A 12,033-nucleotide genomic window follows, 5' to 3' on the forward strand; every position below is an offset into this window, starting at 1 on the left:
CAGGCCCGGCGATCTACTATGATCTAGGTCACAGTCGGGACTGTCCGGGCCGCGCCGCGTATCCCCCTGCCGACCGTCCCGTCGAGAGAAGGGGCTTTCGTCGTGACCGTTCAGCTCATCGAGATCACCGAGGACGTCGCCGACCGCATGCAGGTCCTCACCACTCCGACGCCCAGCCAGGTGGGCGACGCCCGGATGATCATCATCGACCTGCTCGGCTCGGGGCCGTCGTGGCCGCTGGCCGTGCTGGTCAACCACGTATGCACCGCGTACGAGGCGCCGGACGGCGAACGCCTCATGGTCGACCTGCGCGACCGCGAGGAACTGGCCGACGACGAGCTGCGCGACGAGCCCGCGCTCAAACACGTGCGCTGGGTCCGCGCGACACGGACAGCGCTGCACGAGCTCACGTCGGCGCGCGAGGTGGTGTGGAGCCTGCCGTCGGACGACCCGGACGAGGTCGACCACCCGGAGGTGGAAGTTCTCATGTCCGGGGCGAGGCCCCGCGCGTTCCGGATCTACGTCGGCGAGCCGCTGCCCGACGGGTCCGTGTCGCTGCGGTAGCGCACCGCCACGGCCAACATGACCGCGCCGACCACGATGAACGACAACACCCGGAACAACCCGGGCAGCGTCGCGAGGTCGAGGAACAGGAGTTTAGCGAGCGCGAGCGCGCCCAGCACGAACCCGAGCTTGCGCGCGTCGGCCACGCGCGGGCTGTCGGTGAGCACGAGCCACGCGGCGCAGCAGATCCACAGCACGGTCACGACGAGGTGCGCGGCCAGGAAGCCGTTGCGCGGATCGCCGGCCAGGTCGCCGAGCACCACGCCGGCCGCCACCAGCATCACCGACAACGCCGCGAGCGCCACCACGGCCCCGACCATCACCGCGCGCGAGGATGCGCCGGGCAGTCGCCGCCCGAGCCACCAGGTCACCACGACCGCCAGCACCGCGAGGGCGAACGAGGCCGCCACGTCGACGTAGGTGAACTCGCGCACCGCCAGCCGTTCGCTCAGTGCGAGCTGCGGCTGGTTGACCCCCATGTACACCAGCAGGGCGAGCCCCGCGACGATCCCGGCGACCCACTCCAGCCACGGCCGCGCCCACCGCCCGGCGGCGAGCACGTACGCGATCGCCGTGAGCGTCAGCGCCAGACCCGTGGTGGCCTGGCCGTCGAGAGATCCCCAGGCGGCCACCAGCAGCACACTGCCGACGCACCCCGTCACCGCGGCGAGCAGTAAGCCGGCCCCGCGCCGCGCATCGCCGGCGGCGACCGCCGCCCGTCCCACCGGCCGCCCGAAGACGTAGGCCAGCCCCAGGTACGCCGCGGCGAGGACGACCCCGACGGGCCAGCCCGGTTCGAGGTAGGTGAGGACCTGGAAGGTGAGCAGGGGGACGGCGCCGGGGACGACGACGAGGGCGGCGTACTCGGCCACCGGTTCCCTGCGGGAGGAGTCGTACCAGGCCACCGCCACTGTCACGACGGCAAAGACGAGCGCGGCCACGATGAGGGCGATCTGGTCACCCTCGGGGCCGGTGTCGGAGGAGGCGAGGTAGCCGGTGAGCATGAACGCAGGCGGGACCGACCAGATCAGGCGGACCACGAGGCCGAGCTCAGCGGCGAGCACAGCGGTGGCGATGCCGACTATGACGAAGAAGATCGGCAGCTCGGGGCCGCTCGAGATGAGTGGGGACAGCGCCATCGTGCCGGCCGCGACCAGCCCGGCCAGCACCGCGGACCTCCAGCGCTGGGCCAGGATCATCCCGACCAGCGCGAGGCCGCCGACGAACATGTAGGCGGCCGGCCCCGGGATCCACTGGTAGAGCACGGAACTGGCGATCACGTCGAGCATCGCCGCGGCGAGGCCGGTCCCCACCAGCGCCAGCGCGCCGGGGTTGACGGGCCGGCCCTCGGTGGCCTCGTGCCGCGACTGCAACCGCAGGCCCAGCCCCACCAGAATGACGGCCAGGACCGCGGCGCCGATCACGCGGGCGATCGGCGGGAACAGTCCGGCCTGGATTGCCACGACCAGCAGGAACGCGACGCCCGCGAGCATGATGGCGCCACCGATCGCGGCGATGACCATGGCGGCGTTGATGCGCGAGGGCCGGGCGGGCCGACCCTGCGCCGGCACGGGCCGCCACGGCCGGTCGGCGGGCTGCGGCGACCACGGGCCGGGCTGAGCCGGCTGCGGGCCGGGCTGGCCTGGCGGGGCGCCCCGACGCGGGCCGGGCTGGCTCGGCTGGGCGCCCATCGGCGAAGGCCCCGGCCGCCACGGCCCGCCCTGGTGCGGTGGCGGGACGGGAGCCTGCGGGCGCCACGGACCGCTCGCCTGCGCCGGGGCCGGGCCGGCAGCGGGCGTCGCCTCGCGTGGTGGCGCGGCCGCGGCCGTCTCCCCCGCCCCCTGCGGCGATGGCGCCGCGGCTGGGGTGTCAAGCGCCGACAACCCCGCACGGATCTCAGCCACCTCGCCGGCGATCCGGCCCAGGCGGGCGTCGAGATCGGCCAGTGTTCGCTGTACCTGGTCAGGCTGTTCGGGGTTCACCCCTGAATCTTCTCCCGAGCCGCGCCCGGCGTCTACGGGATAGTGCCGACAAGCCACACGTCAGCCGCCGGAGTCGAGCCCAGCAGTGGAGATGGCGAGCGCGGCCAGATCGTCGCCCGTCAGTCCCGGGTAGCCGTGAATCATCTCGCGCCATCGGGTCGGGAACGCCGAGGCACCCCAGCGCGCGCCGAGCAACCCGCCGGCGATCGCGGCGACGGTGTCGGTGTCGTCGCCGATCGCGATGGCCGTGGCCAACGATTCGGCAGCGTGCCGGCACGGGTCATCGGCGGACACCGGCGTGTGGTGGATCGACGACCACGCGGCCTGGAGCGCGGTGACCACCCACCCGTTCGGAGTGAAGCGCGAGGGCAGCTCCTGCTCTGCCTCGTCGATCCGGCTCGCCCAGATGGAGCGGGCTTCGTCGTCGTCCAGGAACGCCAGCCCACTACGGATGTCGAAGACCCGCTCCCGGACCGCGCGGTCGATCGCCAGCGACCACAGGAGGCAAGCCTGGCCGGCGCTCGGATCCGCGTGCGTCAGCGCGCTCACCTCGGTCGCCGCTCGGGCGATGGCCTCCCGATCACCCAGGTGGGCGAGCGCGACGGGAGCAGTGCGCATGAGCGAGCCGTTCCCGGCGGAGCGCTCATGCCGGGCCGAGAAGCGGACAGCCGCCTCACGCACCGCGGCGGCGGTGGGTTCGGATCCGGCCGCGTGCAGGACCGCACGGGTCTGATTACCGATGTCCGACGGGCCGGAGTCGTACCAACGGCGGAAGTGCCGCGCGATCGTGGTGAGCGCCCCCTCGGCCAGCAGTCCGTCACCGCGGGAGGCCGCGTCGAGGACACACCAGGCCATGGTGGTGTCATCCGTCCACTGGCCGGGTGCGAATCCGCCGAGCCCGCCGCCGATCATGTCCGGGCCGCCGGGGCCCAGCGGCGCCGAGCCGAACTCGTAGCCCGCTCCGAGCGCGTCGCCGACCGCCGTGCCGATCATCACCCCGGCCACTCGATCCCGGAGAGCTGCCTGGTCCTCGCCGGTCGTCTTGTCGCCCGTTGTCATGCCGTCAGCCCTCCGAGTCGATGGGTTGGTTCCGCGCGCCCTGAGCGGCAGCAGCCGAACGGGAGCGCAGCACCATGGTCACGCCGATCGCACTGATGGCCATCCCCACCACCGCGATCACGGTGATCGGGACACTGAACATGAGCCACACCCACAGCATGGTCGTGGGCGGGGTGAGGTAGAGCAGCACGCTCGCCACGGTGGCCCCGCGGGTGCGGGTCACGTACACGAACATGGCGTAGCCGCCGAGCGTGGACAGGAACACCAGCCACAGCACGGCCAGCCAGAAGTCGAGTTCCGCCGGCAGCGGCGTCTGACCCGCCACCACGGAGACCGCCACCAGCGCGAGGGCCGTCACCACCATCTGCATGGTGATGGACTGCAGCAGGGACTCGGTCGGCCTGAGCTTCTGGGTGAGGACCGTGCCGGTGGTCAGCGAGAGCATCCCGGCCGCCGGGAGCAGGTAGGCCCACCACTGCGCGGACCCGCCGCCCAGGTCCCCGGAGACCACCACCGCCACGCCGGCCAGCCCCAGCACCATGCCGATCCACATGGTCGGGGTAATCCGTTCGCCCAGGATCCTCCCCGCGACCGTCGCCACCAGCAGCGGCTGGAGCGAGGCGATGAGGGCCGCCGTCCCGCCGTCGACCCCCTGGTTGACGCCCTCGAAAATCAGGAAGAGGAACCCCGCCTGGCTGAGCAGCCCGATGACCGCCTGCCGGCCCCACGCCCGTCGGTCCGTCAGGTCGACCCGCAACGCCAGGCAGACCGTCACGAGCATCACCGCGAGGATCGAGAACCGCCAACTCAGCAGCTGTAGCGGGGTGCCGCCCGCGCGGATCCCGAGCTCGGCCCCCACGAATCCTGAGCTCCACATGACGACCAGAGCCACCGACGCCAGATGGCCGGCGGTGCGGCGGTGGGCGTCTCGAGCAGGGGCGGGCATGTGCTGAGGCTACGAAGCGACCGACCTCGTCGTCGTCATACAGGGCGCGCCACCCCCGGAGCTCCAGTCGCGGTTCCACTGTGCGCGTTGGCCACCAAGACGTCGTCAAGCCACTCAAGTCTCTTGCGGCCGGGGATGCCGGACCAGATACTTGTGGCCGCCAGCCATCACGACTATTGCCAGGCCAGAGCCGACGAGCGTGTAAAGGGCGCGATCGGCGATCGCCTGCGCAACATCGTGGGTCCCCCCGGCGGTCTGCAGGACCACCGCCGGGGTGAGGAATGTGACGAACACCCAGTACGGCAGTCGCAGGTTGGCCCACGCCGCAAGGATGGTCAGCACTGCGGCGAGCGCGGCGATCAGGCCGGGCAGGTGATGGAACGCGACCACGACAACCGCAGCGGCCGTCGACCCTACAAGGGTCCCGACTACACGCTGGCTAACCCGAGTGATCGCAGACGCGTAGTAGGGCTGGACCACGACGTACATGGTCAGGACGATCCACCACGAATTGGGCGGCAGCCAGGTCAACGAGATGAACGAGGTCAGCGCTACGAGTCCTCCCATCGCCGCGGCGAAGTACACGGAGGTCCGATTCGGTACAGCCTCGGGCGGGGTGACATGCACCTTGTTGATCGCGAACGCCCCGAACGTCGCAGTCCACACACCACCGATCAGCAGAACCACCATCACCATGAGGATCGACTCCGGTGAGGCGTCCGCCGAATACCTGCCTGACGGCAGCGCCACGTGCATATCCCCTATCAACGCGAGGGCGGCGAGCGGGGCAGCGAAGGACATCATCACATGCCACCCCCGCCGGGCCGAGAGCCCCGTCGCCACGCCGAGCAGCAGCATGTACGCGGCTCCGACAACAGGCGGCAGGTCGCGCAGCAGGAGGGAGATCCCGACAATCACCGGCGTCAGCGCGGCTGCGGCAAAGGCGAGACGACGACCCGCGAACAGCCCCATGAGTGCCGGAAGCATGCCCAGATACCAGAGCGAGCCGTTCGACTTCCACGACGACAGGTCCAGCACGACGATCGGGGCGAGGACGAGTATCGCCGCCAACGCCGCCACCGCGATGCGCGTATCGGGCTTTCCCGTGCTGGACTGCGGAATCGCACCCGTTGTTGAGGTCACGATGCAAAGGTGGCACAAACTACGGAGAGTTGAGGGCGAATGCGCAGGAGGCCATCACCCCTCCCATGGACGGACCCGGCCGGTCGGCCGGTTGTCGCTTTACACGGGCATCCAGGCGGAGCCCTGCGCGTCGCGACTGAAGAACTCGTCGTCGTCAAAAATCCTGGCGACGAGGGGCAGCCGCGGCGCGCACACGTACCGCACCGCGGTGAGTCGCACCGTCACGCCCGGGAGCTCCGCTGCCAGCCGAGCGGCGATCGTCCGCCCCTCGCGGTACCAGGCGACGGGATCCACATCGGCGCTCCAGCGCGGCAACCCGTAACCGTAGCCGGGAAGTCCCAGGTCACGCCCGGTATCCACGCCGTCGGAGTCGTAATCGAGGAAGCCGCGGCGCCATTCTTCGTTCCACACTCGCAGTCGCTCCTCGAGTTCCGCGGTGAGACCCAGCGAGCGCGGCGTGGCGAAACCAATCGGCCCCTGGCCCGAACGGAGCCGGGGCGGCTGGTGGTACGGCAGCGCACCGGCCCAGAGACCCCACTCGACGCCGTACTCGGGCATGAGTTTCAGCTCGGCGGGCACGTCCGGGTCGGGCTCGTTGCCGGGCATCCGCCAGCCGACTTCTCGCTTGTAGTGGCCGGTCAGGGCGCAGACATAGTCCAACTGGTCCGCGGCGAGCCCGCACACGACGTACTTCTCCGCGCAGCAGAACACGAAGTGCTCCGGATAGTGCTCACCCAGCCGCCGGGCGAGCTCGTGGCCGCGGTCGAGCCACGCCATCTCGTCGAAGCCGTCGCGCCACACCGGCTGGTCGACCGGGCGGTCCCCGAGGTGAAGGAAGTTCGACTTGAACTCCTCGATCCACGTCTCAATCTGATCGTGCAGTTCCGCCGGGATCTGCAGGTCAGCAGCCATGCCCTGGTCATAGCCGGAGTGTCCGGGCGGAAAGACGTCGGGAGACGCCGAGATGTAGGGCCGGTAGTCGATGACCGGGTGGAGCGCGACGTGCAGACGCATCGGCCCGTGGCCCGCCTGGACCCGGCACGCCGCCCGGCACAGGTGCGACGGACGCAGCCCGTCGAAGGTTCCGTCAGGCGAGACACGCATGGGCTGCAGGGTAACCCGCGGCGTCGCGTGAAGGCGGTTCGGCAGGGCCGCCACCCTCTGACCTGCGGTGCCCTGCACAGTGCTTCCAGGGCGCCGCAGGTCAGCAGCGAATCCCTGGCAGACTGTGCGGCGTGGGCGGCGGGCGAGGCGAGAGTGGATCGATCCGATCCGTCTCAGGGGCAACCCCTGGGTACACATCACAGTTAGTTCCTGCGTCCGGTGCCGCACGGCACGCTCCGCGTGCGAATCGGCACCGCCGAGACGAGTTCAGGGTCGCCTCGCCCGCCGGCCACGGTCCCGCTGTCTGATGACCGAGCCACGCCCGCCCGCGCGACTGTCCCCTGCCGAAGTGGGCGACGCCGCCGCATGGTTCTCCCGCACCTACACCGGCTGGACCTGGCCGGAACTCCTGCGGGCCCTCGAAGCCGTCCTACCGGGCGACGTCGCGCGCGAGGTACTCCCGTCGCTGCTGATGCTCCCGCGCGAACCCCGGCACCCGGCCGAGACCCTGCGGCGAGTGCTGGCTCCGTGGACCGCCCCGCCGGCAACGCGTGCCCTGTCCTTCGACGTGTCCGAGCCGGCTCGGCCCGCCGCGGCCTTCGACGGGCTGCCCGCACTGCGCACGGCGCGCGACGTCGCCGAATGGCTGGATCTCACCATCGGCGAGCTCGAGTGGTTCGCCGATCACGGCGGCTGGCTGCGCACGGCGACTCCCGGCCTGCCCCACTATCGCGTGTGGACGCGGGAGAAGCGGGACGGGGTCCGCGTCATCGAGGCACCCAAGCCGCGACTGCGGGAGGTGCAGCGGCGGATCCTGCGGCACCTGGTCTCGCGGATCCCCGCTCACCGGGCTGCCAAGGGGTTCGTCCCGGGGTCGTCCACCGCCGACTTCGCGTGGCCGCACTCCGCGAAGCCAATCGTGTTGCGTGCGGACCTGCGTCACTGCTTTGAGAGCATCACCGCCCCGCGGATCGCAGACGTGTTCCGCCGAGCCGGATACCCGCCCGCGGTCGCCCGGCTTCTCGCCGACCTGTGCACCACCGCGACCCCTGCGGACAAGCTCCGCGGCGTCCCCTCCGAGCACGCCGCCTACCTCCGCGGCCGACATCTCCCGCAAGGGGCGCCGACGTCTCCACATCTGTCGAACCTGGTGATGCGCTCCCTGGATCGACGCCTGTACGGATACGCCGCGGCCAACGGACTCACCTACACGCGTTACGGCGATGACCTCGCGCTATCCGGGCACGAGATGAACGCCGGCCGGGCGCTGTGGGTCGTGCTCAAGGTGATCGCCTCCGAGGGGTTCACCGTCCACGCGGGCAAGGTGCGCGTCATGCGGGCGCACCAGCGCCAGACGCTCGCCGGGCTCGTCGTCAATGACCTCCCCCGGGTCAGCCGCGTCGAGTACGACAACCTCCGCGCGCTCCTCCACAACGCCCGCCGCTCCGGCGCCTCCTCCCAGAACCGCGCCGGACACCCGGACTTCCGAGCCCACGTCCTTGGGCTCATCGCCTGGGTCGGCGCGAGTGATCCCGTCCGTCGCGAGCGACTGCTGCGCATGGCCGACGAGGTCGACTGGGCGAGTTGAGTCGCCCGTCCCGGTGACGAGCGCGGGCCGCCGCGGCCAGCTCGCCTCGTCGTCGTCCCTCTGTCGTCAACTTCGCCGCTCTCCTCCCACGCGCCCACCCCTCTGACCTGCGGCGCCCCGAACACCCTGCCCAGGACACCGCAGGTCAGCCCACTGATGATCTCGCCTTCTTACTGTGTGCCATTTACATACTGTGTGACACGCACTATCGTGTGCCACATGGGCGATGAGACGGACACGGTACTCAGTACCCACCTTCAGGAGTTGCGGCGCGGCTCGGTGGTACTCGGGAGCCTGCTCGCGTGCCGGACGCCGCAGTACGGCTACGGACTCCTCACGACGCTCGCCGAGGCCGGGATCGCAACGGAGGCCAACACGCTGTACCCACTCCTGCGACGGCTCGAGAGCCAGGGACTACTCACCTCGCTCTGGCACACCGACGAGCCGCGGCCCCGCAAGTACTACGAGACGACCCCACTCGGCGCGCAGACCGCCGAACGCCTGGACTCCGAATGGCGAGCGCTGGGCATCGGCTTCACCGAACTCCGGAAGGCAGGCCAACCATGACCGCATTGACCGATCGCTACATCACCGAGGTGGTGCGCCGACTCCCTGAGAACCAGCGCGACGACATCGCCACCGAGATTGCCGCCATCATCGAGGACATGGCCGCGGCCGAACTGGATTCCGCCGTCGCACCCGGCGCCGATCCGGACGCCGCCGAACGCGCGGCGCTCGCCCGGCTCGGCGACCCGGCCGTCCTGGCCCGCCGCTACTCCGGGCAGCGGCAGTACCTCATCGGGCCGGGCACGTACCCGGTGTGGGTGCGGGTGCTGCGGTGGTTGCTACCCGTCGTCGGCGTGATCGCCGCGCTGGCCAACGGCATCGTCTACGTGGCCACCACGCCCGAGCCCGAACTGGGCGGATTGATCGGGCAGGTCGTCGGGGGTGTCGTGCCCGCGCTCCTCGGCGTCTTCGCCGCGTGGACGATCATCGTCGCGATCGTGGAACGCTCCACCCCGGACGGCACGCCCGGGCCGTTCGCGCCGTCGCCCGACTGGGATCCCGCGACCCTGGAGGCTGCCCCGCCGCGAACTGAGACCCGCGTCGACGCGATCGTGTCACTGATCGTGCTGGCCGTCCTCGCCGCCGTGCCGTTCATCCCGTCGACGTTCCTCTACATCGGGCACCTGAACAACGGCGAGCCACTCATCAATCCGGGCCTGCCGACCGCCTGGCTCGCGGGCTATCTGATCCTCCTCGCGGCACTCGCCCTGATGCAGGTGTGGCTGCTGGTCCAACCGGGCGCACGGCGTGGACGGCTGGTCATCGAGGTGGCCGTCGACGTGGCGTTCGGCGTGTTCCTCACCGCCCTCGTGCTGATCCAGGGCCAGGTGATCCACCCGGACCTCGTCGCCACAGACGCCGATGGAACGACCACCGCGATCCGGTGGGTCGTGATCATCGCGATCTGGGCGATCGTGGTGTGGGACCAGTTCGAGACCCTGCGCGCGTACCGGCGAGAGGCCCGGCGAGGGGCAGACGAGAGGCCCGGCGAGGGGCGGTCGATGCCACTCACCGGGCCTCCATCAGAGACTTCCCGCTAAGGACTCCTCAGCTACCGCCACCCGCCGGTGCGGCACCAGAGCCGCTGTCGGCCTCGGTGTCGTCGCCGCCCGCGAGGGAGGCGGTGAGGCCGGCTCCCACGCCCACGACGCTGCCGTTGACGCTGCCTGCGCCCACCGATCCGAGCGGACCGAGGATGTCGTTCGCCTGATCGGCGACCACCTGCGGGTCGATGCCGAAGTAGTTCACCAAGTTGCCGAGCCGGGGGCCGATGATGCCATCCCTGGCGCAGATGACCCCTGCCGCCGCGGGCTCGTCCGCCGGAGCGGGCGCGTCCCAGGTCACCGTCTCGCCGGCCGGCACTCGAAGACCGCTCGTGACGCCGGTGCCAAAGGTGGTGGCCGTCCCCACCAGATCGAGTCCGGGTCCACTGACAACCGCGGCGGGCTCACCGTCAGAACGGAGACGCCGCCACCACCCTGGATCGTGCCGAGCACCCCGAGCGATCCCAGGCTGTTCGGATTGATCTCACGGGGATCGATGTCGTTCTCCTCGATCGTGCTGTACGGCGCGGTGAAGCCGATGCACTGCTGGGTCGCGTCGCCCTCGTTGGTGTAGGCGACCGTTGGGCCGCCTTCCGCGTTGGGGGACACGGAAACGGGGCCGTTGAGCGCGATGCTGGCGAGCTGGAGGTCGTTGGCGACCTCCGACGAGCCCTGGGCGCCCGCCGCGCCGGCGCCGGCCAGGATGGTTCCGCCGGCAGGCGCCGCCGCCGAGGCCAGTGTTGCGATTCTCTTGCTGTGTGCCATTGCTTCTCCTCCGAACGGGCAGATCCGGCGGTACGAGACGCTCACTGTGAACGCGTGGACCCGTACCGTGGCACGCCGTCCGCCGAGCCGCGGGCAGTTTTCTCCCGCGTGAGTGAGGCTTCACTCCCCTGTGCAACACCGGAACCTCTCCGCCCCCGCAGCAACAGCCGTTCCGTCCTCGCTCCGTCACAGTCAGGCGCGTGTCCGGTGCTCAGTACCCCTTGCCGACCTCCACCAGCGACAGCAGCTCGTCCCCGGCCGCGAACCGCCGCAGGTTCTCGGCCAGGAACGGCGCCATCTCTTCCGTGAGTCGGCCGGCCGGGTTGGCGACGTGCGGGGTGATGACGACGTTGTCGAGATCGAACAGCGGGTCGTCGTCGGCCGGCGGCTCCGGGTCGGTCACGTCGAGGGCGGCCCCGCCGAGGGCGCCCGCAGCGAGTGCGCGGTACAGCGCGGCCTGGTCGATGAGTGGCCCGCGCGCGACATTGACGACCCACGAGTGTGGCTTGAGCAGCGTCAGGGTGCGGTCGTTGATCATGTGACGTGTCTCCGGCGTGTCCGGGGCCGCCAGGACGACGTGGTCCGACTGTGCGAGCGCCTCATCAGTCCGGTCAGCCGACATCGTGACGTCGGCGCCGTCGACCGTGTGCCCGGATCTGTTGACGGCGAGCACAGTCGCGCCGCACGCCTTGAGCAACGGTGTGAGCTCGCGTCCTATCCCGCCCGCTCCGATGATCGAGACCGTGGAACCCCGGAGGGTCCGGACCGCCGGGTCAACGGTTTCCTTGGCCCAGCGGGTCTTGGCCGAACGCACGATCTGCCGGGTCCCCCCGAGCAGCAGGGCGAGGGCATGCTCGGCGACTCCACGCGCGTAGAAGCCGGAAGCGTTGGTCCAGAGCCGCTTGTCGTCGATCACCTCCGCGTCGACGAAATGCTCGATGCCGGCAGTGCTGAGCGCGACCCACTCAATGGCGTCCGGCAGCTCCGGGAACCCGTCCGGCCCACCGATCCACACGAGGATCTGCGCCTCCGAGAGTGGGACGACCGATCCGCCGACGACCTCCACGGCGTCGGTCAGGTGCCGATCCTGGTTCGGCCCGATCGCTACCCGTAATCCCCGCGAGTCTCCTGAACCAGCTGCCATTGAGAACTCCTTCGTTGGCTCGCGCGCGACCTCGTCGTCGTCGATCATTCCTGAAGGTTCACACAACCGGGGCGCGTCGTCGACTGGTCACAGATCCCGCCCCCGTCGGCGCCTGTCTTGGGGAAACG

12 protein-coding genes are annotated in these 12,033 nt (G+C 70.5%); 4 read left to right on the forward strand and 8 right to left on the reverse strand.

Annotated elements, in window-relative coordinates; translation table 11 throughout:
• Positions 1-102: 102 nt before the first annotated feature.
• The gene (locus ACWIFB_RS07900) at positions 103-564 is read left to right on the forward strand and encodes a hypothetical protein (RefSeq protein ID WP_230931134.1); all 462 of its coding nucleotides are present in this window, start codon (positions 103-105) and stop codon (positions 562-564) included.
• Here ACWIFB_RS07900 and ACWIFB_RS07905 read toward each other — a convergent pair.
• The 5 genes from ACWIFB_RS07905 to ACWIFB_RS07925 form a co-directional block, all read right to left on the reverse strand.
• Positions 519-2,546 (reverse strand): DUF2339 domain-containing protein, encoded by a 2,028-nt coding sequence (locus ACWIFB_RS07905; RefSeq protein ID WP_454057890.1) that lies wholly within the window; start codon positions 2,544-2,546, stop codon positions 519-521. The genes ACWIFB_RS07900 and ACWIFB_RS07905 overlap by 46 nt on opposite strands.
• A 60-nt stretch (positions 2,547-2,606) precedes the next feature.
• The gene (locus ACWIFB_RS07910; RefSeq protein WP_452100689.1) at positions 2,607-3,605 is read right to left on the reverse strand and encodes an ADP-ribosylglycohydrolase family protein; all 999 of its coding nucleotides are present in this window, start codon (positions 3,603-3,605) and stop codon (positions 2,607-2,609) included.
• Positions 3,606-3,609: 4 nt separating this feature from the next.
• Positions 3,610-4,551 carry a DMT family transporter gene (locus ACWIFB_RS07915; RefSeq protein WP_452100688.1) on the reverse strand — a complete coding sequence of 314 codons (942 nt, stop codon included), beginning with the start codon at positions 4,549-4,551 and terminating at the stop codon, positions 3,610-3,612.
• 114 nt (positions 4,552-4,665) lie between these two features.
• On the reverse strand, positions 4,666-5,694 hold the full coding sequence (locus ACWIFB_RS07920; RefSeq protein WP_454057891.1) for an FUSC family protein: 1,029 nt from the start codon (positions 5,692-5,694) through the stop codon (positions 4,666-4,668).
• A gap of 99 nt (positions 5,695-5,793) precedes the next feature.
• A complete protein-coding gene (locus tag ACWIFB_RS07925; RefSeq protein ID WP_454057892.1) occupies positions 5,794-6,798 on the reverse strand; it encodes a hypothetical protein in 1,005 nt (334 codons plus the stop codon).
• Between the two features lie 307 nt (positions 6,799-7,105).
• On the opposite strand from ACWIFB_RS07925, the gene ACWIFB_RS07930 reads away from it, so the two are divergent.
• The 3 genes from ACWIFB_RS07930 (at position 7,106) to ACWIFB_RS07940 (ending at position 9,993) form a co-directional block, all read left to right on the forward strand.
• The gene (locus ACWIFB_RS07930; protein ID WP_454057893.1) at positions 7,106-8,386 is read left to right on the forward strand and encodes a reverse transcriptase family protein; all 1,281 of its coding nucleotides are present in this window, start codon (positions 7,106-7,108) and stop codon (positions 8,384-8,386) included.
• A 219-nt stretch (positions 8,387-8,605) separates the two neighbouring features.
• Positions 8,606-8,953, forward strand: a complete 348-nt coding sequence (locus ACWIFB_RS07935) for a PadR family transcriptional regulator (protein WP_452100683.1) — start codon at positions 8,606-8,608, stop codon at positions 8,951-8,953.
• Positions 8,950-9,993: an HAAS signaling domain-containing protein gene (locus ACWIFB_RS07940; RefSeq protein WP_454057894.1), complete on the forward strand. Its 1,044-nt coding sequence runs from the start codon at positions 8,950-8,952 to the stop codon at positions 9,991-9,993. Before ACWIFB_RS07935 ends, ACWIFB_RS07940 begins: the two co-directional genes overlap by 4 nt.
• 7 nt (positions 9,994-10,000) lie before the next feature.
• On the opposite strand, the gene ACWIFB_RS07945 is transcribed toward ACWIFB_RS07940, so the two are convergent.
• From ACWIFB_RS07945 to ACWIFB_RS07955, 3 genes are all read right to left on the reverse strand, one after another.
• Complete coding sequence (locus tag ACWIFB_RS07945; RefSeq protein WP_454057895.1) at positions 10,001-10,297, reverse strand: hypothetical protein; 297 nt, start codon at positions 10,295-10,297, stop codon at positions 10,001-10,003.
• Positions 10,294-10,761, reverse strand: coding sequence for a hypothetical protein (locus tag ACWIFB_RS07950; RefSeq protein ID WP_454057896.1), 468 nt, complete (start codon positions 10,759-10,761; stop codon positions 10,294-10,296). The genes ACWIFB_RS07945 and ACWIFB_RS07950 overlap by 4 nt, the downstream gene beginning before the upstream one ends.
• Before the next feature lie 211 nt (positions 10,762-10,972).
• On the reverse strand, positions 10,973-11,905 hold the full coding sequence (locus tag ACWIFB_RS07955) for a D-isomer specific 2-hydroxyacid dehydrogenase family protein (RefSeq protein WP_454057897.1): 933 nt from the start codon (positions 11,903-11,905) through the stop codon (positions 10,973-10,975).
• Between the last annotated feature and the right edge of the window lie 128 nt (positions 11,906-12,033).

The sequence above is a fragment of the Dietzia sp. NPDC055340 genome, from assembly GCF_053645335.1.